Here is a 22,682-nt window from a genome sequence, read left to right on the forward strand (position 1 = left end):
TGGGGTGTTCAGGCCAGCGGCGGCAACTCCGGAGCGTGAGCAGCGGGCGAAGATGAAAGGCTTTCCAGAGCCAACGAAACAGCCTTCTCCAGCTGCGGGTCACGACGATTAACGCGGTCGGACGGCGTCATGACCACCTCGATGTCCGGGTCGACACCGTAGTTCTCCACCGCCCAGCCGTGGCCCTTGAACCAGGACGCGTACCTCGGTTGGGTGACCATGGTGCCGTCGACCAGCGTGTAGAGCATGTCGATGCCGATGACACCGCCCCACGTCCGGACGCCGACGACCGGGCCGATGCCCAGTTCCTTGATGGCCACGTTGACGATGTCGCCGTCCGAGCCGGCGAACTCGTCGGCAACCGCAACCACGGGCCCGCGCGGCGCGTCCTGCGGGTACGACTCCGAGGCCGTGTACCCACGAGCGACCGACCAGCCGATGATCTTGCGGCCGAGCTTCTCGATCACCAGCTGGGACGTGTGACCGCCGCCGTTCTCGCGGACGTCCAGCACAAGAGCGTCGCGCGTGAGCTCCACGCGCAGGTCGCGGTGCAGCTGGGCCCAGCCGGCGCCCATCATGTCCGGCACGTGCAGATAGCCCACACGGCCACCGGACAGCTCGTGTGTGTACGCACGCCGATTAGCAACCCAGTCGTGATAGCGCAGAGGCTCCTCGTCAGCCAGGGGCACGACAACGACCCGACGCAGCTCGCCACCACCGGCAGGCCGCACGGTCAGCTCCACGGGCTTGCCCGCGGTACCCACCAGCAACGCACCAGGACCGGCCAGCCCGACCGGACGGCCGTCAACAGCCACAATCGCGTCCCCCGCGCGTACGGCCACCCCAGGCGCGGCCAACGGCGAACGCGCGTGCGGGTCAGACGTCTCGCCGGGGATCACGCGCTGCACGAGCCACGCGTCGCCGTCCCGCACCAGGTCCGCACCCAGCAGACCCTGACGCCGGGACGCGGGCACGCGCGGCGGATCGCCCCACACGTAGGCGTGCGAGGTGCCGAGCTCGCCCTGCACCTCCCACAGCAGGTCGACCAGGTCGTCGTGGCTGCCCAGCTCGGCCACCAGCGGCCGGTAGCGGTCGAGCTCGCCCTGCCAGTCGACGCCGCCCATGTCGGTGCGCCAGAAGTGGTCGCGCATGAGGCGCCCGTTCTCGGCGTACATCTGCGCCCACTCCAGCGCGGGGTCGACCACGACCCGCACCCGCGACAGGTCGATCTCCACGTAGTCGGCGGAGTCCTCGTCGGCCTTGCTGTCGGACGGCACCACCCGCAGGTCACCGCGGTCCTCGACGACCATCCGCTTGCCGTCGCCGGACACCGCAAACGCTTCCGCGCTGTCCGCCAGACACTCGGTCTTCAGCTTCGTGAAATCGAAACGCTCCAGCACCGTGCGCGGCGGCCGGGCCTCCGGCGACGCCAGGTTGTCGCCGAGAACGCCGAGCAACGGCCGGCGCAGCCACAACAGCCCGCCGCGAGCCGCCTTCAGACCGACGTACTCGGCGGCCGCGACCGGCACCGGCACGACCCGATCCGCCAGGCCCTCGATGTCGACCTTCGTGACGGAGGCCTTCTCGTCCTCGTCGTCGGAGTCCTTGTCCTCGTCACCGACCGGCCGGCCGCCGTGCATCGGCGCGAACGGCGACGGTGTGGTCGCGGCCAGCGGCACGAGGTGCGGCCGGCACCCGGTCGGGAACGACAGGTCGAACACGTGCGCGTCGTAGACGGGGTCGAACGTGCGGATCGACAGGAACGCCAGGTACTTGCCGTCCTCGGTGAAGGTCGGCGAGAAGTCGGCGAACCGCAGCGGCGTGACGTCCACAACGGACAGATCAGTCACGTTCACCATCTTGATGTGCCGCAACGGGATCGGCCCTGGATGCGACCAGGCCAGCCACGCGGAGTCCGGCGAGAACGCGAGGTTCGTGATGTGCGCGTTGGCACCCGAGACGACCTCGCGGACCTCACCGGAAGCGATGTCCACCAACAACAACCGGCCGTCGTGCGTCGCAACGGCCACGCGCGAGCCGTCAGGTGCGGCGGCCAGCGACATGACCCGGCCGAGCACACCGGAGGCGATGCGGCGCGCGGTGTTGCCCGGCTCGACGCCACCGACGGGCGCGATCTCCAGGGCCTCCTCGCCCTCGACGTCGGTCACCCACACCACGTGATCGGTCTCGCCGAGCACCTTCGGCAACCGCGCGCGGACGTCCGACCGGTCGGCCAGCACCCGCACGGGGCCGTCACGATGCGTCACCCAGTGCACGGACCCGCGGACCTCGACCACCGACGCCCGGCCGGTGTGGTCGACGCTGAACGAGTCGATGTTGCCGGAAGCCTTGACGTGGTGCGGTTGCCGGCCGGTGCGCGGGCCGCCGAGCTTGATGTCGAGCTTGCGCAGGTCCGACAGGCCTTCCAGCAGCCACAGCTCGCCGGCCTGGTGGAAGATCACCCGCGAACCGTCGGTGGAAGCGTTGCGCGCGTAGAACTCCCCGGCCGTGTGACGGCGCAGGTCGGTGCCGTCCGGCAGCACCGAGTACACGCTGCCGACGCCCTCGTGGTCGGACAGGAACGCGATCCGCCCGTCCACCCACATCGGGTTCGCGAGCGACGACTTCAACTCGCCCAGGATCCGGGAGAAGTCGCCGGAGCCGTCGAGATCCACCCACAGCTTGCCGGCGGTACCGCCGCGATAGCGCTTCCAGTTCGCGGGTTCCTGCATGTAGCTCGACGACGTGACGACCTGCCCGTCCGGGCCGAACGAGGCGTCGTTGACCCAGCCGAACGGCAGCACCTCGGCCGGTCCACCGTCCAGCGGAACGGCGTGCGCCTGCTTGCGATGCCTGGACATCTGCCCGGTGGTCGACACGGCGAGCACTCGTCCGTCCGGCGTCCACCCGGACACGGCCGTGCGGCCCACACCCCAGTGCGTCAATCGGCGTGCGGGGCCACCGTCCACAGGCGCCACTCGCACTTCCGGCGCGCCGTCGATCGTGCTGGCCCAGGCGAGATGTGTGCCCTCGGGGGAGAACCGCGGCGTGCGGGCCGGTACCTGATCGGCGGACGCGCGCCAGGCCCTTCCCCCACCGACGGGCGCGAGCCACACGTCGTCCTCGGCCACGAACGTCACCAAGTCACCGCAGAGGTGCGGATACCGCAGGTAAGTCACGAGATCGACGTTAGCCCACGCTCACCGTTTCAGGCGCGGAAAAAACGCCGCCAGTCCTCTGCTGTCAGAGAATCCACACCTTCGGCCCGTGCCTTGGCTTCGGCATCGCGGACGTTCGTGACAAAACGGCGGCAGACCTGGCGAAGCTCTGTCTCCGGGTCCTCACCCGCGAGCTTCGCGAGTGCCGTCACGGCGAACAGCGTCGTGCCCGTGTCGTCGCCCTCGGGCAGCAGATCGACGGGGAAGCCCGCGCGTTTGGTGCGCTGCACCAACTTCGACGCCAGCGCGACGGCCGGCTGACCGAGTGCGACACCGTCCACACTGGACTCGCGCCGCTTCTCGACCTGCTTCAGCTCCTCCCACCGGTGCTGTTGCGAGGTCGCGTCGTGCACAGCCGGGTCGTGGCCCTCGAAGACGTGCGGGTGACGGCCGACGAGCTTGGCCACCAGTTCGGACGCGACCGCGTCGACGTCGAACGGATCTTCGGGGTCCTCGGCCGCGACCCGCGCGTGGAACAGCACCTGGAGCAGGACGTCGCCCAGCTCCTCGCGCATGGCCGCGCGGTCGCCGTCCTCGATCGCCTCCAGCAGCTCGAAGGTCTCCTCGAGCAGGTACTGGCGCAGCGACAGGTGATCCTGCTCCGCATCCCACGGGCAGCCGCCCGGTGAACGCAGCCGGTGCATCACCGCGGCCGCGTCGAGCAGAGCCGCGCCCATCGGCTCCGGCGTCGTGATCACGACAGCGTCCGGGTACGCGGACGCGTCGGTGGTGATCACCACCGCGCCGTCCTCGACGACGTCGGGCGCGGGCCCGTCCACGCCCAGGGAAGACCAGAACTCCAGCGCGACGCCCTCGCCCGCGTACACGGCCTTGGCCGAGCGCAACGCGGGCAGGGCGGCAGCGGGCAGCACGGCATCGAGCCGCTCGCTCAGGACTACGACGGTGATCAAGACTTGTTCTTGGTCGCGGGCACGCCGACGAACCCGGCCCTCTCACCGGCGTTGCCGACCACGGTCGCGTCGGTCGGGTCCCACACGCCGTAGCGCGGGTTGACCTCGACCGGCAGGTCCGCCGCCAGGAACTGGGCGATCCGCAGGCCGAACGCGGCGAGCAGGCGCGGGTCGATGCGCTCGGCCAGGTCGTCCTCACCGGGCACGGGCGAGACCGTGTTGCGCTCCTTGACCAGCGCGACCATCCAGCTGGACTGCTGCTCGTCGGCAGGGAAGGCGACGACGGTGCCGGGCTTCACACCCCAGAGCATCGTGTGCACCAGCGACGGGTTCTCGGTGACGCGGACCTTCTGGTTCGACGCCGACGCCTGCTGACCACCGGTGGTGCGCGGGGCCTCCTGCACGAACCGCGACATCTTCGAGGGGTCGGCGGTGACCTCGGCGGCCTTCTCCTTGGCTTCCTTCGGGTCCTTGACCTGGAAGAAGTCGATCACGACCTCGAGCGTGGAGAGGTTGCGCTTCGCGAGCTCACCCATGACCAGCACGTCGCGCTGGCGACGGTAGATCGTGGTCTCGTCCTGCTCGCTCTGCTTGGCGGCCGCCTCGGGCCCGCCCTTCTCCTGCACCGCGTCGTACACCTTGGTCTCGTCGACCGTGATGTTCTCGCGCTGCGCCGCGTACTCGGCGATCTTGTGGGTGATCTCGTCGGCCAGCACCAGCCGCGAAACCCCGTCGAGCTTGCCCTGGTCCTGCATCTGCTGGGCCGCGGGCTCCTTCTTGAGCACCTTCACGGTCCGGTCCTGGACGGTGCTCAGACCGATCGACTGACCCCCGACGATCGCGGCCGAACTGGCCTTCGCGGGCCCGGTGGCACAACCGGTGGCGAGCAGCGCCACGGCAACACCGACCAGCGAGAAACGCTTCAGAACAGTGCTCACGAGGATCTACCCTCTCACGCCTTGGTGACCGGGGTCACGGGAGTCCCCGCGAGTGAGTCGAGGAACGCACCGCACCAGTCCAGCAGCTCCTGGTCGCGCAGCTGAGGTGCGCCCATCCGGCCGCCCGCCGCTCCTTCCGTCGGCCTAGGCACCGTGACCGTTCCCATCGCCTGCTTGTAGACGGCCTTCGGGAACAACCGGCGCAGCCTGACCAGCTGCGAGTCGAGCAGCTCCAGCTTCGCGAACCGCAGGTTCTGCCCCATCGCGATGACCTCGGTGACGCCGTGGCGGCGGCAGGTGTGCCGCAGCCGGGCGACGCTGAGCAGCCGCTCCACCGGCTCCGGCGGCGTGCCGTAGCGGTCCTTGAGCTCCTCCCAGACGGCCTGCAGCGCGGGTTCGTCGGAGGCTGCCGCGATCTTGCGGTAGGCCTCCAGCCGCAGACGCTCGCCCGGCACGTACTCGTGCGGGATGTGCGCGTCGACCGGGAGGTCGACCCGGACCTCGGCGAGCTCCTCCTCGATCTCCCCTCCGTCGGCCCCCGCGTGCCTGCGGAACGCCTCGACGGCCTCGCCGACCAGCCGGATGTACAGGTCGAAGCCGACGCCCGCGATGTGACCGGACTGCTCGGCGCCGAGGATGTTGCCGGCGCCGCGGATCTCCAGGTCCTTCATCGCGACGGCCATGCCGGCGCCGAGCTCGGTGTTCTGCGCGATCGTCGCGAGCCGGTCGTGCGCGGTCTCGGTCAGCGGGGTCTCGGCCGGGTACAGGAAGTACGCGTAGCCCCTCTCCCGACCACGGCCCACTCGTCCGCGCAGCTGGTGCAGCTGGGCGAGGCCGAGCAGGTCGCCGCGTTCGACGATCAACGTGTTCGCGTTGGAGATGTCCAGGCCGGTCTCGACGATCGTGGTGCACACCAGGACGTCGTACTCGCGTTCCCAGAAACCCTGGATGAGGTGTTCGAGCTTGTCCTCGTTCATCTGGCCGTGCCCGGTCACGACCCGGGCCTCCGGCACCAGCTCGCGGATGCGCTTCGCGGCCTTCTCGATCGTCGAGACCCGGTTGTGCACGTAGAAGACCTGGCCGTCACGCATCAGTTCGCGCCGGATGGCCGCACCGACCTGCTTGTCGTCGTACGCACCGACGTAGGTGAGGATCGGGTGCCGTTCCTCCGGCGGGGTCAGGATCGTGGACATCTCGCGGATGCCGGCGAGCGACATCTCCAGCGTGCGCGGGATCGGCGTCGCGGACATGGTCAGCACGTCGACGTGGGTCCGGAGCGCCTTGATGTGCTCCTTGTGTTCCACCCCGAACCGCTGCTCCTCGTCGACGATCACGAGGCCCAGGTCCTTGTACCGCACGGTCTTCTGCAGCAACCGGTGCGTGCCGATCACGATGTCGACCTCGCCGTCCGCGAGACCGGCGAGGGTCTGCTCCGACTCCTGCGGGTCGGTGAAGCGGCTCAGTCCCCTGACGTTCACCGGGAACTGGCGCATGCGCTCGGCGAACGTGTTGAGGTGCTGCTGGGCGAGCAGCGTCGTCGGCACCAGCACGACGACCTGCTTGCCGTCCTGCACGGCTTTGAACGCCGCGCGGACCGCGATCTCCGTTTTGCCGTAGCCGACGTCACCGCAGATCACCCGGTCCATCGGCACGGAGCGTTCCATGTCGGTCTTGACCTCGTCGATCGCGGCCATCTGGTCCTGCGTCTCGGTGAACGCGAACGCGTCCTCCAGCTCGCGCTGCCAGGGCGTGTCGCTCGCGAACGCGTGACCGGGCGCTGACTGCCGCGCCGCGTAGAGCTGCACCAGCTCGGCCGCGATCTGCTTGACCGCTTTGCGCGCCTTGGACTTCGTGTTCTTCCAGTCGCTGCCGCCGAGCTTGTTCAACGTCGGCAGCTCGCCGCCGACGTACCGGCTGACCTCGTCGAGCTGGTCGGTCGGGACGAACAACCGGTCGCCCGGCTGGCCGCGCTTCGACGACGCGTACTCCAGGACCAGGTACTCGCGGGTGGCTCCGGCGACCGTGCGCTGGACCATCTCCACGTACTTGCCGATGCCGTGCTGCTCGTGCACCACGAAGTCGCCCGCCTTGAGCGCCAACGGGTCGACCGCGTTGCGCCGCTTCGACGGCATCTTGCGCATGTCCTTGGTGGACGTACCACCGCGGCCGCCGGTCAGGTCGGTCTCGGTGAGCACCACCAGCGCGAGGTCCGGCAGCACGAAACCGTCTTCGAGCGCGCCGCGCACGACCGTGACGGTGCTCGCTTTCGGTGCCTCGTCGAGGGATTCGACGCAGACCGCGGAGACGTCCGCTTCCTTGAGCCGTTCGACGGCGCGCTGCGCGGTACCGGCACCGGGCACGACCAGCACGGCCGCCCCGCCCGTCGCGGTGTGCGCCTTGAGATCGGCGAACGCGCGCTCGACGTCGCCCTGGTAGGCCTCGACCGGCTTGACGTCGAGGTGCACCACGTCCGACGCGTCGGTGGTGAGCTGGCTGAGCGTCCACCAGGGACGGTCGTTCGCCTTGGCGTGGTCCGAGATCTCGCCCAGCCCCTGGTAGGCGCTGCGGCCGAGGTCGATCGGCGCCTTGCCACCGGCCGCCGCGGCCATCCAGGAGGCTTCGAGGAACTCCTGGCCGGTGCGGACGAGGTCGGCGGCGCGGGCCCGGATCTTCTCCGGGTCGTTGAGCAGCACGTGCGTGCCGGCGGGAACGACATCTGTGAGCAGCTGCAGCTCGCCGGGGCAGAGCGCGGGGATCAACGCTTCCATGCCCTCGACCGCGATGCCGCCTGAGATCTTCTCCAGCATCTCCGCGAGGTGGGCGTCCGACCGGTGCTCCTCCGCGAGCTCGGCCGCGCGGAGCTTCACGTCGTCGGTCAGCAGCAGCTCCCGGCACGGCGGCGCCACGAACCCGCTGACCTCCTCGGGCAGCGATCGCTGGTCCTGCACGGAGAACGGCCGGATCTCGCTGACCTCGTCGCCCCAGAACTCGACGCGGAACGGGTGCTCGGCGGTCGGCGGGAAGATGTCGAGGATGCCGCCGCGGGTCGCGTACTCGCCGCGCTTCTCGACCATGTCGACACGGGTGTAGGCGTTCTCGGCGAGCTGCGTGATCAGCTCGGCGAAGTCCTGCTCCTCGCCGACCACCAGGTGCACGGGCTCGAGGTCGCCCAGCCCCGGCGCCATCGGCTGGATGAGGCTGCGGACGGTCGTGACGAGGACCTTGACCGGGTTGCCCTCGGGGTGCTTGAGCCTGCGCAGCACCTGCAACCGCGCGCCGACGGTGTCCGCGCGGGGCGACAGCCGTTCGTGCGGCAGCGTCTCCCAGCTGGGGAAGAACGCGACCTGGTCCGCGCCGATGAGGTCTTTGAGGACGCTCGTCAGCTCTTCGGCTTCTCTGCCGGTGGCCGTGACGGCGAGCACCGGCTTGGCGGTGGACAGCGCCGCGGCCACGAGCGGGCGGGCGGCCAGCGGACCGTCCAGCTCCAGCTCGGGCACACCGGCGGAGTCGACCAACGTGCGGATGGCTTTGTCGGGCAGCACGCAGGAGAGCAGGCCGAGCAGCGGCATGTGAGAAACCCCGGTCGAGTGGGAGACGCCAGACAGACCCCTGCCTGGGACGAGGGATCTCACCACCCACCTTAGCTCCTCCCGCGACCCCTTATCGGGTGGCTTCCAGCGCGGCTCAGGCGGGCTCCCAGGCCACCAACCGGTGGAGCACCTCCACGTCACCCTCGAACTTCAGCGCGTCGAGGTCGATGCGGCCGTACATGGTCAGGACGATGTCGCTCGCGGTACCGACGGCGACGAGGTCGGCCTCGGCAGGCCCGGACAGCCGTTCGGCCCGTGCGCCCTTCTCGGAGAGCCAGAGCGCCCACGAGCGGCCCTCGGTGACGGTGTATCCGAGCACAGCGGGCTCGTGCGGCCACGGGGACGTCGTCGCGTTGCAGGTGAGCAGGAACTCCTCGACGCCGTCGACCGCCACCTCTTCGGGCAGCGGCTGCGGTTCGCCGATGGTGAGCTGGGCGTCGTAGGTGTGCACCGCGATCTCCTGGATCTGGTGCCGGGCCACCGCGCCGGTGGTGCGTTCGGACTGCGAGTCGGTCCAGCCGACCCAGCACTCGCGGTCCGGGCCTGCTTCGGTGAGCGCGTCCAGGAGTGCCTGCGTCGACTTCTCCAGCCAGGCCGGCAGTGCGTCGCGGTCCTCCGGCATGGGCTCGATCTCCGGATCGGCTTTGGCGTCGGCGGGGCCTGCCGCGACGGTGGCGGCCCAGATCTGGCGGCGCTCGCCGATGTGCCAGGCCAGGTCTCGCAGCGTCCAGCCAGGGCAGGTCGGGACCGGGAGGTCGAGGCTGGAGGCGGAGGCGATGGCTGAGCGGAAGGCGGTGGACCGGTCGTCGATCAGACGGAGCAGGTCGGAAAACCCCAGAGCGTTGTGCACGCGCGATGTCTAACATCCTGTCGCCGTGGAGCAAAGAGAAATACGGGCTGACTACGACGATCAGTCCATCGTGGTCTACCAGGCATATTCGCCCGCGATCGCCGATCCTGCCGTGGCCGCGCAACGGTTCGTGCCGCCGTTCAAGATGGAGCGGATGACGTGGATCAAACCGTCGTTCCTCTGGATGATGTACCGCTGCGGGTACGCGCGTAAGGAAGGCCAGGAACGGGTGCTGGCCGTGCGGATCACCCGCGAGGGGTTCGACTGGGCGGTGTCGCACGCCGTCGAGAGCAACATCTCCGGCAAGCCGTCCGTGCGTGTGCAGTGGGATCCCGAACGCGGCCTGAACCACGAGCCCTTGCCACACCGGTCCATCCAGATCGGTCTCACGCGTGAGGCCGTGCAGAAGTACGTGCACGAGTGGACGGTCAGCATCACCGACGTGACCGCGTTGGCGCGGCAGATCCACGAGAGAGTGCGTGCACAGGACCTGGACGGAGCACGTGCGCTGTTGCCCGTCGAACGGCCTTACGGAACCTCCACGACACAAAACGCATAGTTAGGACATGCGCGCACTCGTTGCTTCGTCGGTGCTGCTCCTCGCCGCCTGCTCCACCCCGGTCTCAGGCGGCAACGCGCCGTCGAAGGCACCCGCGCCCACCGGTCTCCAGGTCGAAGAGGTCGCCGGCGGGTTCCAGCACGCCTGGGACCTCGGGTTCTTGCCCGACGGGTCGATCCTGGTCACCGAGCGCCCCGGCACGATCAAGCTGGTCCGCGGCGGCCAGGTCACGCCCGTCGACGTCGATCTGGGCGACGTGCAGGCGCGCGGCGAGGGCGGCCTGATGGGCCTGGTGATCCACCCGGACAACCAGCGGTTCACGGTTTGCTACAACACCTCGCGCGACGTCCGGCTGGTGACGTTCCGGCTCGAAGGTGCCAAGGCCACCAAGGTCAAGGACCTGGTCACGGGCATGCCGTCGAACTCGAGCGGGCGCCACTCCGGCTGCCGGCCCACGCTCGGGCCGGACGGGTCGATGTACGTCGCCACCGGGGACATCGCGCAGGCGCGCAACCCGCAGGACCGCACCAGCCTCGGCGGCAAGGTGCTGCGGATCAACCCGGAGACCGGCGAGGGCGCGGCCGGCAACCCGTTCATCGGCTCCGCCAACGCCAACGAGCGGCGGGTCTACACCTACGGCCACCGCAACGTGCAGGGCGTGGTCTTCCGGCCCGGCTCCGACCAGGCGTTCTCCAGCGAGCACGGGCCGTCGATCGACGACGAGGTCAACCTGCTGAAGGCCGGCGCCAACTACGGCTGGGACCCGTCGCGTGGCGGCACGCGGGGTGGTTACGACGAGAGCGTGCCGATGACCGACCTCCAACGGTTCCCGGACGCGGTGCCGGCGGTGTGGTCGTCCGGGCAGGAGACCGAGGCGATCTGTCAGGCGGCGTTCTGGAACGGCAAGCTCGCCATCACGGCGTTGAAGGGCTCGAAGCTGCTGCTCTTCACACTCGACAACGCGGGCAAGGTGCAGAACGTCAGCATCCCCGACGAGCTCAACGACAAGTACGGCCGCCTGCGCGCCGCCCGCACCGGTCCGGACGGCTCGCTCTACCTCACGACGTCGAACGGCTCCGACGACAAGCTGCTGAGGCTCACCGGAACCGCGTGAGGCCCCGTGCCGCTCGACCCCTCGACGAACGGCACGGACACAACCTCGCCGTCCTGGACATCGCTCCAGCGCGCCCGCACCGTTTCATCGCTCTCCGGAGCTTGAACGAAATGCACGAAAAAGGTCCGTGAGTTGTGCAGCTGCACAACGGGCCGGTCAGGACCGGCTGCGCAGCTTGGGCTTGTGGTCCATCGCGGACAAGCCGTTCCAGGCCAGGTTGACCAGGTGCGCCGCCACCTCGTCCTTCTTCGGCTTGCGCACCTCGAGCCACCACTGCCCGGTCAGCGCGACCATCCCGACCAGCGCCTGCGCGTACAGCGGGGCCAGCTTGCGGTCGTAGCCCTGCTTGGCGAAGTGCAGCGCGAGGATGTGCTCGACCTGCGAGGCGATGTCGTTGAGCAGCGAGGAGAACGTCCCGGAGGACGAGGCGACGGGCGAGTCCCGCACCAGGATGCGGAACCCGTCCGTCGAGCCCTCGATGTAGTCGAGCAGCGCGCCGGCGGCGTGTTCGAGCAGCTCACGGGGGTGGCTACCGCCGTCCAGCGCCTCGATGATCTGGTCCATCAGGCGCTGCATCTCACGGTCGACGACAACGGCGTAGATGCCTTCCTTGCCGCCGAAGTGTTCGTAGACCACGGGCTTGGACACGCTCGCGCGGTGCGCGATCTCCTCGATGGAGGTGGCCTCGAAGCCCTTCTCGGCGAACAGGGAGCGGGAGACGTCCAGGAGCTGCTCGCGGCGTTCCTTGCCCGTCATCCTGACCCTGGTCATCGAGTCAGCCTACAAAAGCTCACTTCTTCACACTGATCCTGGCCAGCCGCTGCTCGCTCGGCCAGCGCACCTGCGTCGCCCAGCCGAACTTCTCGAACAGCCAGATCAGGCGGGCCGAGATGTCGATCTGGCCGCGCTTCACGCCGTGCCGCGCGGAGGTCGGGTCGGCGTGGTGCAGGTTGTGCCACGACTCGCCGAAGCTCAAGATCGCCAGCGCCCAGACGTTGGCGGAGCGGTCGCGCGCGGCGAACGGGCGGTCTCCGACCATGTGGCAGATCGAGTTGACCGACCACGTCATGTGGTGCAGGAACGCGACGCGGACCAGGCCGGCCCAGAAGAACGCGGTGAGGCCGCCCCACACGGACCACGTGACGAGGCCGCCCAGCACGCCCGGCGCGGCCAGCGAGATCGTCGTCCACACCACGAAGAGCTTGTCGACCCACACGATGTCCTTGTCGGCCATCAGGTCCGGGGCGAAGCGCTTGTGGTTGGTCTTGTCGCGGTCGAACAGCCAGCCCATGTGCGCGTGCCAGAAACCCTTGACCAGCGCGGCGGGTCCGGTGCCGAACAGCCACGGCGAGTGCGGGTCGCCCTCGCGGTCCGAGAACGCGTGGTGCCGGCGGTGGTCGGCGACCCAGTCGATGACGGGGCCCTGCAACGCCATCGAGCCGGCGATCGCCAGCGCGATCTTCAGCGGGCGCTTGGCCTTGAACGAGCCGTGCGTGAAGTACCGGTGGTAGCCGATCGTCACGCCGAGGCCGGAGAGGTAGTAGAAGGCGACGAAGAGGGCCACGTCGACCCAGCCGAGACCCCAGCCCCACGCGAACGGGACGGCGGCCAGCAACGCGAGGAAGGGAACGATGACGAACACGTACACGCCGAGTTGTTCGGCGTGGTTTCGCCGTCCGTCGAACAGCGGTTTGGGTCCCTGGTCGGTGGACGAGTCCATCGTCTGGGTCATACGGATTCCTCTGGGGGATGAGGGGCGTATTTGGGGGAAATGACGTACCTACGCAACCGTAACTTACGGAAGCGTAGGTTAGGGCTGCCTACTTCGCCAGACCTCGCGTGGAAACTCATGGGCAGTTCTCAGGATCAGCACGCTGTGTCGCCTGGAATCGAGACCTCGACGAGGCATCATCGAGAAATGGCCAGACGCAAGATCATCCGGATCTCCGTGACCACGCTGCTCGTCCTGCTCGTGCTGGTCACGGGGGCTCTGGGCGGCATCGGCTGGTACTACAGCGGGGAGCTGCTCGAACCGGCGGAGGCGCTGCCGCAGCGCTACCCGGAGACCTCGCTCGGCGTGGAAGACAAGAACGTCGTGCTCGCCGAGTCCAAGCTCACGACCCAACGCGGCACGTTCGGCATCGTCTGGCCCGGCGGCGCCGCCAAGGTCGGGGACATCGCCGCGAACGAGGACGGCCGGGTCGAACGCCCGCTGCTGGAAGGCACCGCGCCTCCCGAGGGCACCAAGGTCCGCATCGAGACCGACGTCTACGAGGGCACCCCCAAGACCACGCTGGGTCTGGTCTACAGCGAGGTCAGGGTGCCGTCCGAGCTCGGCGAGATGCCCGCGTGGCTCGTGCCGTCGACGAACAAGGACACATGGGTCATCACCGTGCACGGGCGGGGTGCGTCGCGCGAAGAGGCACTGCGCGTGGTTCCTCAGCTGCACAGTGCCGGATTGCCCGTTTTGCTGATCACCTACCGCAACGACGTCGGCGCGCCCGCGTCCCCGGACGGCCTGTACCACCTCGGCGACACCGAATGGCGCGACGTCGAGGCGGCCATCAAGTACGCGCAGAGCCAGGGCGCGCAGAAGGTCGTGCTCTACGGCTGGTCGATGGGCGGCGCGATCGTCGGTCAGACGCTCGCCCGGTCCGACGTCGCGGCGGCCGTGTCCGGCGTCGTGCTCGACTCCCCCGTCACGAACTGGACGCAGACGCTGAACCTGCAGGCGGAGAACCGGGGCGTGCCGACCTGGCTGACGCCGATCGCCGAACTCGTGTCCGGCTGGCGGGCCGGCATCGACTTCGACCGGTTCGACCTCGTCCGCAACCCGCCCGCGTTGAAGCCGCCGACGCTGCTGTTCCACGGCTCCGCGGACGGCACCGTGCCGGCCCAGTCGTCGCGCGACCTCGCGACCGCGGCGAGCGGGCTCGGGTGGCCGCTGCAGTACGTGGAGATCCCCGGCGCCGACCACACCTCGGGCTGGAATGTGGCGACCGACACGTACCGGAACGCGCTCGCGGACTTTCTGAGCAGGTCAATCGGTCTGAAAACGTGATCATGCGCTGACCAGTCCGGCCGCCGGACGAGTGGCGGTTGGACAAGAAGAGGACGTCTCGTGACAACATGTGCGCAGGGCGGGTGCGAACTCGCCCGTTCCGCCATGGTGTAAAGGCAGCACCTCTGATTTTGGTTCAGATGGTCCAGGTTCGAATCCTGGTGGCGGAGCAGGGCCTGGAAAGCAGGGGTCACAGGCGTCTTTGGGAGGTGCGAAGCTGCCCGAGGAAACGGTCGACGAGCAGGGCAACGTGGGCCACCGCCACCACGAGATGTCCGACGCGTGGCTGGTGGGCCGCGCGAGCGAGCTTGTCGCCGTGGCCCAGAGCAGCCACCTCGCCGCGCAGCTGGACGCGGCCTCCGAGATCGACCACATCCTCGCCGAGGCGCAGGGCCGCGGAGAGCCCCGCATCGTCGCGCAGCTGCTCAGAGCCGCGGCCGTGGTCCGCCTGGTGACTCCCGGGCTGGTCGACATGTCCGACCCGCAGCTCGACGAGATGCTCACCCACTGCCGCCGCCACGGCCTGATCGTGCTGGAGGCGGACGCGCGGGCGTTGCGCGGACGCCGGTTCCTGCTGGGCAACGCCGAGGACAAGGCGCTGACCGAGATCGCGTCGGCGCTCGCGATGATGCTCGACGAGGAACCCGAGACCGACCCGGTGTTCGACAAGCGCACGTGGGACCAGTTGCTGGCCACGACGCTGCAGGACATCGCCCTGGTACTGACCCAGCTCGGTGTCTACGAGATGGCCGACGACGTGCTCGCGCGCGGCCACAACCCGTTGTGGGAGAGCGGTCAGCCGCACCAGATCTACGTGCACCTGGTGAACCGGACCCGGCTGCGGATCGGCTGGGGCCTGCGCCTCGAACGGGTGAACTTCCACGACCAGGCGCACGAGCAGTTCGCGTTCGCGGCGGGACTCGCCGAGGCCGCCGAGGTGCCGTTCCGCCAGTCGCTGCACCCCGGCCGACGCGACCTCCCCGCCGCCGAGCAGGTGCCGATCCTCGGCGCCGCGCAGGCGTTGACGAACCCCAGCGAAGATCACCTCGACCGGCTGTGGTCGTTGCGCGGCCTGTCGATGTACGCGCGGGAACTGATCATCGTGGCGATCGCGCTGGCCCGGTGCCTGGTCCGGGCGAACCGGCTGGACGACGCGCTGAAGGTCCTCGCCGACACGCGCACGCAGATGGAGCACGACACGTCGGAGCCGTCGCTGGTGCTGTCGCTGGAACGCGAGTACGCGCACCTGAGCGGTCCGCACTCGATGTCCGCGCTGGAGGCCTACAACGCGGCGCTGGAAGCCGAGCTGTGGGCGATGCGCGAGTCCCGCGTGGCCACGTTGACGACGCGTCGCGAGCACGAACGGCTGACGCGCGCTCATGGTGCGATCGCGCAACAGGCGTTGCAGGACCCGTTGACCGGGCTGCCGAACCGCCGGGCGCTGGACGACAAGATGAGCGAGCTCATCGCTGGTCAGGTCGACCCGTTCTCCATCGCGCTGGTGGACCTCGACGGGTTCAAGGGCGTGAACGACCGGCATTCACATGCCGAGGGTGATGATGTTCTTCGGGTGATTGCCAGCACACTCCGGCAGGCCCTGCGGGGTGACGACATGGTGGCCCGCTACGGCGGCGACGAGTTCGTCGTGCTGTTGCCTGGTGCCCCGCTGAACGCCGCGGAAGCGGCCCTCGGCCGGGCCGTGGATGCCGTGGCAGGCTTGCCAATCGACCTCTCCCGGGGGGTCACGTTGTCGGTCGGCGTCATCTCGTTGCGCCCCCGCGAAACCGCGAATCAGGCCCTGTCAAGGGCGGACTCGGCGATGTACGTGGCGAAGCGCCAAGGTGGCTGCCAGGTTGCGGCCGTGGCCGGGGAGCCGTCCGCGGAGGCTTAGGCTGGTCCGCGGACTTCGAACCACCCAGCCTGTTAGGGAGAGCATTGATGCTCGAGGGCCCTGTCAGCACGGTCGTGCTCGCCGCCGGGGAAGGCACCCGCATGCGGTCGTCCACGCCCAAGGTGCTGCACCGGATCGCCGGACGCTCACTCGTCGAACACGCGGTGCGCGCGGCAGCCGGTACAGATCCCGACCACCTGGCCGTCGTCGTCGGCCATGGCCGTGAAGCCGTCACCGAGCACCTCGAAGCTCTGGCCGGCGCGCTGGGCCGCAAGGTCACCGTCGCGGTGCAGGCCGAGCAGAAGGGCACCGGGCACGCCGTCTCGTGCGGCCTGGCCGAGCTGCCGCACGACCTGGGCGGCACCGTGATCGTGAGCTACGGCGACGTGCCGCTGCTCGACACCCAGACCTTCCAGGCACTCCTGGCCGAGCACGCTTCGGCGGGCAACGCGGTGACCGTGCTGACCGCCGTGGTGGAGAACCCCACCGGGTACGGCCGGATCGTGCGCGACTCCGACGGCACCGTGCAGCGGATCGTCGAGCAGAAGGACGCCTCCGCGACCGAGCAGTTGATCACCGAGATCAACTCCGGCGTCTACGCGTTCGACGCGGCGGTGCTGCGCGACGGCCTCTCGCGGTTGTCCACCGACAACGCGCAGGGCGAGCTCTACCTGACCGACGTGCTGGGCATCGCCCGCGGCGACGGCCTGCGGGTCGGGGCGCTGATCGCGTCCGACCGCTGGCTGGTCGAGGGCATCAACGACCGGGTGCAGCTCGCCGCCGTCGGCGCCGAGATGAACCGCCGCATCGTCGAGGGCCTGATGCGCACCGGTGTGACCGTCGTGGACCCGGCCTCGGTCTGGGTGGACGCGGACGTGCGGGTCGGCCAGGACGCCCTGATCGAGCCGAACGTGCAGCTCCGCGCGGGCACGGTGATCGGTGCTCGTGCTGTGGTCGGCCCGGACACGACCCTGTCCGGCGTGACCGTCGGCGAGGGCGCTTCGGTCGTCCGGACCCACGGCAGCGACTCGCAGATCGGCGACGGCGCCTCAGTCGGCCCGTTCGCCTACCTCCGCCCCGGCACCTCCCTGGGCACGAAGGGCAAGATCGGCACGTTCGTCGAGACGAAGAACTCGCAGATCGGCGAAGGTTCCAAGGTCCCCCACCTGTCCTACATCGGCGACGCGACGATCGGCGACCACAGCAACATCGGCGCGGCCTCGGTGACCGTCAACTACGACGGCGTCAACAAGCACCGCACGATCGTCGGCTCCCACTGCCGCACCGGCTCGGACAACATGTTCGTGGCCCCGGTGACCGTCGGCGACGGCGCCTACACCGGCGCGGGCACCGTCCTGCGCCGCAACGTCCCACCGGGCGCGCTGGCCGTGTCCGGAGGCCCCCAGCGCAACCTCGAGGGCTGGGTCGTCAGCCGTCGGGCGGGCACCGCCGCCGCTCAGGCAGCGGAGGCCGCCATCGCGAAGCAGAATGACGAGAAGACAGAGGAGGGTCGCTGAGCGTGAACCCGCAGATGCCAGGCACACCGAAGAAGAACCTGATGCTCTTCGGCGGACGTGCGTATCCGGAGTTGACGGAAGAGGTCTCGAAGCACCTCAACGTCACGGTGACCCCGCAGCAGGCCTACGACTTCGCGAACGGCGAGATCTTCGTCCGCTTCGAGGAGTCCGTGCGCGGCTGCGACGCCTTCGTCATCCAGTCCCACACCGCCCCCATCAACCAGTGGCTGATGGAACAGCTGATCATGGTCGACGCCCTGAAGCGCGCCTCGGCCAAGCGCATCACCGTGATCATGCCGTTCTACCCGTACAGCCGCCAGGACAAGAAGCACCGCGGCCGCGAACCGATCTCCGCCCGCCTGGTAGCCGACCTGTTCAAAACGGCAGGCGCCGACCGCCTGGTCTCCGTGGACCTGCACACCGCCCAGATCCAGGGCTTCTTCGACGGCCCGGTCGACCACCTGTGGGCCATGCCCCTGCTGGCCGACCACATCCGCGGCAAGTACGCGGGCCACGAGATCACCGTCGTCTCCCCCGACTCGGGCCGCACCAAGCTGGCCGAGAAGTGGGCGGACACCCTGGGCGGCGCCCCGATCGCCTTCATCCACAAGACCCGCGACCCGCTGCGCCCCAACGAGGTCGTCTCGAACCGCGTGGTCGGCAAGGTGGAGGGCCGCCTCTGCATCGTGATCGACGACATGGTCGACACCGGCGGCACCATCGCGGGCGCGGTGAAGCAACTCCTGAACGAGGGCGCCTCCGACGTGGTCATCGCCGCCACGCACGGCATCCTCTCCGGCCCGGCAACCCAGCGCCTGCAGGACTCAGGCGCCCGCGAAGTCGTGTTCACCGACACCCTCCCCATCCCGGCGGAGAAGCGCTTCCCGAACATGACGGTCCTGTCCATCGCGCCACTGCTGGCACGAGTGATCCAGGAAGTCTTCGAGGACGGCTCAGTCACGTCCCTGTTCGACGGCAACGCCTGACCTCAGTTGTCCAAGGGGCCTTCCGCACGAGCGGAGGGCCCCTTGGCCTTTCCGCGAAGCGGTTGCTTTCAAGTGCGCTCCCGGTGGGGTCTGGGGCAGAGCCCAGGGGAAGCACGCAACCGCAAGGTCGCCGCCCGCAATGCGACCACCCACTCGCTCGCGCCCCCAGAACCACCCCACCCCCGATTAGCACCCCAACAACCCCCTCACCTACACTGGTCGGGTTGCCTCGGCGAGGGCGGGCCTTCCACGGTCCGGCGTGATCGACGCGGTGGCTTGATGCCGCGCGTGTTGACGTTATCCGCGTGCTGCTCGCCGCCGCAGGCCACCACCCCAAAGCTAGATCCAACGCCTGACTAACTTGTGCACCGCCCCGACGTACAAGGCCAGACTCGTAAGGAGTACCCCACCGTGTCCGAGGTCCGTCTCGCCGCTGAGCAGCGCACCGAATTCGGCAAGGGCGCCGCCCGCCGTACCCGTCGCGCCGGCAAGATCCCCGCGGTGCTCTACGGCCACGGTTCCGACCCGAAGCACCTGGCCCTGCCGGCGCTCGAGTTCGCCCGTGTTGTCCGTGAGCACGGTCAGAACGCCGTCCTCACCCTCGCCCTCGACGGCGCGAGTGAGCTGGCTCTGACCAAGACCGTCACCACGCACCCCATCAAGAACTACATCGAGCACGTCGACCTGCTGCTCGTCCAGCGCGGCGAGAAGGTCACCGTCGAGGTGCCGCTGGTCATCTCCGGCGAGCCCGTCTCGGGCACGCTGGTCACGCAGGACCTCACCACCATCACCATCGAGGCCGACGCGCTCAACATCCCCGAGCAGATCGAGCTGTCGATCGCCGGTGTCGCCGCCGGCACGCAGATCCACGCCAGCGACCTGAACCTCCCGGAGGGCGCCACGCTCGCCGGTGACGCTGAGGCGCTCGTCGTCGCCGTCAACGAGGCGCCGTCCGCGGCGCAGCTCGAGGGTGACGAGGCCGCTCCGGCCGAGGCCACCGAGGAAAGCTGAGCCCCATCACGTCGGGCAGGTCTGACGGCTCGCCACCCCCTCACGAGGGGGGCGGCGAGCCGTTGCAGTACCTGGGACCGGCCGAGATCCGGTCCAAGACCTTCCGCCGCAAGAAGCAGGGCTACGACCCGGACCAGGTCAACGAGTTCCTGCTGATCATCGCCGACGCCCTGGCCGGCCGTCTCCGCCTGAACCCGGACCACGTGCGCACCGTCAGGTTCGCCACGGTCCCCAACGGCTACGACCCGCTCAGCGTCGACGGCGTCCTGCACCTGCTGGAGCACCAGGTCCGCAACGGCATCGTGCCACCCACGGGCCTGGCCACCGGCGAAGACCTGCACGCGCGCAAGCTGCCGAAGTCCGGCACCGGATACGATCGCGCCGAAGTCGACGCCTTCATCGCCCGCGCCGCGGCCAACCTGGACGGCCGGGGTGCCATGACCTCCACCGAGGTCCGCAACACCCGGTTCAGCACCACGTCCGGCCTGCTGGGCAAGGGGTACCAGGTGCAGGCCGTGGACGCGTTGCTGGACGACCTCGAGCAGGAGTTGCGGTTCCGTGGCCGATGACCTCGCCCAAAATGATCTGACGCTGATCGTCGGCCTGGGCAACCCGGGCCCGAAGTACGAGGGCAACCGCCACAACATCGGCTTCCTGGTGCTCGACGAGCTCGCCGGCCGCGTGGGCGGCAAGTTCAAGGCGCACAAGTCCGGCGCCGAGATCGTCGAGGGCCGCCTGAACGGCCACCGCGTGGTCCTGGCGAAGCCGCGCAGCTTCATGAACCTCTCCGGCGGCCCCGTCGCGAGCGCCGTGAAGTTCTTCAAGCCCACCACCATCGTCGTGATCCACGACGAGCTGGACCTCCCCTTCGCCACCATCCGCATGAAGCTCGGCGGCGGTGACAACGGCCACAACGGACTCCGCTCCATCACGAAGTCGTTGGGCACCAAGGACTACCACCGCGTCCGCTTCGGCGTGGACCGTCCGTCAGGGCGCCAGGACCCCGCCGACTACGTCCTCAAGGACTTCTCCACGGTCGAGCGCAAGCAGCTCGCACTGGAGATCGACCGGGCGGCGGACGCGGTCGAGGCCCTCGTCACCTCGGGCCTCGAAGCCGCGCAGAACGCCTTCCACTAGCGGGCACAATGGTCGGCATGACCAACCGAAAGGGCCATGCCGCGTAGGCGCCCGAACATCGCTGCCAGGCCAACGGCGCGGCAACCAGCCGGGACCACATCTGCGAGCCATCGAAAACGGCAGCACCTGCGGTGTCTTCGAGTGCTGCGGCAACCCGTGGGACGCCCACCAGATTTTGGTCAACGCCGTGCGAAAACTCCCCCGTCGCAGTGCGAGGGAGCTCCGCCACCTCCTGAAGGGCCTCTACCAGGCCCTAGACCAACGCGGCCGCCGCGGACCGCCGGAGCTTCCCCGACGGCGTCTTCGGCAAGGTCCCCGGCGGCTGCACCACGACGGCGAACGGCCGCAACCCGACCGCGTCCACGACCCGCGCCGTGACTTCCTTCACCAGCGACTTCTCCGCCTCGGCGTCCCCGGCCAGCTTCGACTCCAGCACGACCGCGAACCGCTCGCGCTGCGTCCCGGCGTCCAGCCGCACCGCGACCGCGTTGCCGGCCCGCACACCGTCGACCGAGCAGGCGGCACGCTCCACATCGGTCGGATAGATGTTCCGGCCACCCATGATGATGACGTCCTTGCGCCGCCCGCAGACGACGACCTGGCCGTCTTCCACCAGGTATCCGATGTCTCCAGTGGACAGCCAGCCCTCGGCGTCCTGAGTCGCCAGTGGACCGTTCACCGTCAGGTACCCCGGAGTCACGGCCTCACCGCGGATCTGCAGCTCACCGACGTCCCGCACGCCCAGAACCGCGCCCGACTCGTCCACCACCCGAAGCTCCAGGCCCGGCAGCGGCGGCCCGAGCAACGGGAACCCGCGCCCCGAGTCGGAAGGCACGGCCCGCCGGTCGGCCTCGACGGCGTCCGCGTCCACCACGTCCACCGACAGCCCGGTGAACAGGGGCGCGAAGGCGACACCCAGAGTGGTTTCGGCCATGCCGTACGCGGCCAGGATCGACTCCGGCCGCAGTCCGAAGCGGGCGCCGGCGTCGACGAAGGCCTGGACAGCGGCCGGATCGATCGGCTCGGCACCGTTCAGGGCCAGCCGCATCGAGGACAGGTCGAACGAGTCGGACGACGAGGCCAGCCGGCGGGCCACGATCGCGTAGGCGAAGTTCGGCGCGGCGGTGATCGTGCCGCGATACCGGGTGATCAGGTCAGCCCACAGGGTCGGTCGCGACAGGAAGTCGACTGGGGTGACCTTCACCAATTCCAGGCCGAACAGCATCGGCACGGTCAGGAAGCCGACCATTCCCATGTCGTGGAACAACGGCAGCCACGAAATCATCACGTCGGACGACGGATCCAGCGCGGCCGCGATCTCCATGCCGCGGGCGTTGGCCATCAAATTGCGGTGTGTGATTCGCACCGCCTTGGGATCTGCGGTGGACCCACTCGTCAACTGCAGCAGTGCCGTGGCATCCTCGGGAGTGGGAACAGGGTGAGCGATCGGTTCGCCGTCTAGCTCGGAAAGCTTGCGGTACGGGATTCCGTGCTGGTCCAGCACGGAAGCCAGAGCGTCAAAAGGGCTGCCGAGCAGGACCAGACGCGAGTCGATCATGGCGAGCACCCGCAGCGTGTCCTCGGCCCACTCGGCCAGGTCGGTGCGTGGTGTGGGTTGATGCAACATCGTGACGCTGCCACCACACAGCCAGGCTGCTTGCACGGCTGGGGCGATCACGGCTGGTTCGGCGGCGAGCACGGCGATCGCGGTGCCCGGCGCCACGTCGAGCGCACCGGCCATCCGCCGGGCGCGTTCGTGCACCTCGGCCCAGGTCCGGCGGACGGGCGCGGCGGGTTCACCCGTCGTCATGCCCTTGTCCCGACCGTTTGCGGCCGTCGCCAGCATCACATCCACGAACTGACTCATGTTCGCGATCGTAGTGGCGCCGTTTGGTCCAT

At 69.2% G+C, this 22,682-nt stretch carries 17 protein-coding genes and 1 tRNA gene; 10 read left to right on the forward strand and 8 right to left on the reverse strand.

Annotation, left to right across the window (positions count from 1 at the left end):
• Window positions 1–8 precede the first annotated feature (8 nt).
• From G7043_RS09305 to G7043_RS09325, 5 genes are all read right to left on the reverse strand, one after another.
• Window positions 9–3,179, reverse strand: a complete 3,171-nt coding sequence (locus G7043_RS09305) for a S41 family peptidase (protein WP_166045185.1) — start codon at window positions 3,177–3,179, stop codon at window positions 9–11.
• Window positions 3,180–3,208: 29 nt separating this feature from the next.
• Window positions 3,209–4,129, reverse strand: coding sequence for a MazG family protein (locus G7043_RS09310; RefSeq protein ID WP_166045186.1), 921 nt, complete (start codon window positions 4,127–4,129; stop codon window positions 3,209–3,211).
• A complete protein-coding gene (locus tag G7043_RS09315; protein WP_166045187.1) occupies window positions 4,126–5,067 on the reverse strand; it encodes a hypothetical protein in 942 nt (313 codons plus the stop codon). The genes G7043_RS09310 and G7043_RS09315 overlap by 4 nt, the downstream gene beginning before the upstream one ends.
• A 14-nt stretch (window positions 5,068–5,081) precedes the next feature.
• Complete coding sequence (mfd, locus tag G7043_RS09320) at window positions 5,082–8,636, reverse strand: transcription-repair coupling factor (RefSeq protein WP_166045188.1); 3,555 nt, start codon at window positions 8,634–8,636, stop codon at window positions 5,082–5,084.
• A 115-nt stretch (window positions 8,637–8,751) separates the two neighbouring features.
• Window positions 8,752–9,507, reverse strand: a complete 756-nt coding sequence (locus G7043_RS09325) for a maleylpyruvate isomerase family mycothiol-dependent enzyme (protein ID WP_166045189.1) — start codon at window positions 9,505–9,507, stop codon at window positions 8,752–8,754.
• Between the two features lie 25 nt (window positions 9,508–9,532).
• Between G7043_RS09325 and G7043_RS09330 the strand changes: the two genes are divergently transcribed.
• Together G7043_RS09330 and G7043_RS09335 are read left to right on the forward strand one after the other, a co-directional pair.
• Window positions 9,533–10,066 carry a DUF4291 domain-containing protein gene (locus G7043_RS09330; RefSeq protein ID WP_166045190.1) on the forward strand — a complete coding sequence of 178 codons (534 nt, stop codon included), beginning with the start codon at window positions 9,533–9,535 and terminating at the stop codon, window positions 10,064–10,066.
• A 7-nt stretch (window positions 10,067–10,073) separates the two neighbouring features.
• Window positions 10,074–11,180, forward strand: coding sequence for a PQQ-dependent sugar dehydrogenase (locus G7043_RS09335; RefSeq protein WP_166045191.1), 1,107 nt, complete (start codon window positions 10,074–10,076; stop codon window positions 11,178–11,180).
• Between the two features lie 156 nt (window positions 11,181–11,336).
• Here the strand turns inward: G7043_RS09335 and G7043_RS09340 are convergent, their stop codons facing one another.
• The gene (locus G7043_RS09340) at window positions 11,337–11,936 is read right to left on the reverse strand and encodes a TetR/AcrR family transcriptional regulator (protein WP_166045700.1); all 600 of its coding nucleotides are present in this window, start codon (window positions 11,934–11,936) and stop codon (window positions 11,337–11,339) included.
• A gap of 34 nt (window positions 11,937–11,970) precedes the next feature.
• Window positions 11,971–12,912, reverse strand: coding sequence for an acyl-CoA desaturase (locus tag G7043_RS09345; RefSeq protein WP_166045192.1), 942 nt, complete (start codon window positions 12,910–12,912; stop codon window positions 11,971–11,973).
• A 186-nt stretch (window positions 12,913–13,098) separates the two neighbouring features.
• Here G7043_RS09345 and G7043_RS09350 point away from each other — a divergent pair, with 186 nt between their 5' ends.
• The 8 genes from G7043_RS09350 to pth all read left to right on the forward strand — a co-directional run bounded on the left by G7043_RS09350 (window position 13,099) and on the right by pth (window position 20,783).
• A complete protein-coding gene (locus tag G7043_RS09350; RefSeq protein WP_166045193.1) occupies window positions 13,099–14,241 on the forward strand; it encodes an alpha/beta hydrolase family protein in 1,143 nt (380 codons plus the stop codon).
• Between the two features lie 99 nt (window positions 14,242–14,340).
• A tRNA-Gln gene (locus G7043_RS09355) sits at window positions 14,341–14,411 on the forward strand.
• 32 nt (window positions 14,412–14,443) lie between these two features.
• Window positions 14,444–16,132, forward strand: coding sequence for a GGDEF domain-containing protein (locus G7043_RS09360; RefSeq protein WP_313887768.1), 1,689 nt, complete (start codon window positions 14,444–14,446; stop codon window positions 16,130–16,132).
• A gap of 47 nt (window positions 16,133–16,179) precedes the next feature.
• Entirely contained in the window at window positions 16,180–17,649 is a 1,470-nt protein-coding gene (gene glmU / locus G7043_RS09365) for a bifunctional UDP-N-acetylglucosamine diphosphorylase/glucosamine-1-phosphate N-acetyltransferase GlmU (protein WP_166045194.1), read from the forward strand.
• A gap of 14 nt (window positions 17,650–17,663) precedes the next feature.
• The gene (locus tag G7043_RS09370; RefSeq protein WP_207310990.1) at window positions 17,664–18,635 is read left to right on the forward strand and encodes a ribose-phosphate diphosphokinase; all 972 of its coding nucleotides are present in this window, start codon (window positions 17,664–17,666) and stop codon (window positions 18,633–18,635) included.
• Between the two features lie 411 nt (window positions 18,636–19,046).
• Window positions 19,047–19,646, forward strand: a complete 600-nt coding sequence (locus G7043_RS09375) for a 50S ribosomal protein L25/general stress protein Ctc (RefSeq protein WP_166045196.1) — start codon at window positions 19,047–19,049, stop codon at window positions 19,644–19,646.
• A gap of 62 nt (window positions 19,647–19,708) precedes the next feature.
• Window positions 19,709–20,215: a DivIVA domain-containing protein gene (locus G7043_RS09380; RefSeq protein ID WP_207310910.1), complete on the forward strand. Its 507-nt coding sequence runs from the start codon at window positions 19,709–19,711 to the stop codon at window positions 20,213–20,215.
• Window positions 20,205–20,783 carry an aminoacyl-tRNA hydrolase gene (gene pth / locus G7043_RS09385; RefSeq protein WP_166045197.1) on the forward strand — a complete coding sequence of 193 codons (579 nt, stop codon included), beginning with the start codon at window positions 20,205–20,207 and terminating at the stop codon, window positions 20,781–20,783. Before G7043_RS09380 ends, pth begins: the two co-directional genes overlap by 11 nt.
• Before the next feature lie 253 nt (window positions 20,784–21,036).
• On the opposite strand, the gene G7043_RS09390 is transcribed toward pth, so the two are convergent.
• A complete protein-coding gene (locus tag G7043_RS09390; protein ID WP_166045198.1) occupies window positions 21,037–22,650 on the reverse strand; it encodes a fatty acyl-AMP ligase in 1,614 nt (537 codons plus the stop codon).
• Between the last annotated feature and the right edge of the window lie 32 nt (window positions 22,651–22,682).

Origin of the sequence: Lentzea alba (assembly GCF_011067745.1) — a bacterium.
GTDB classification, from domain to species: Bacteria; Actinomycetota; Actinomycetes; order Mycobacteriales; family Pseudonocardiaceae; genus Lentzea; species Lentzea alba.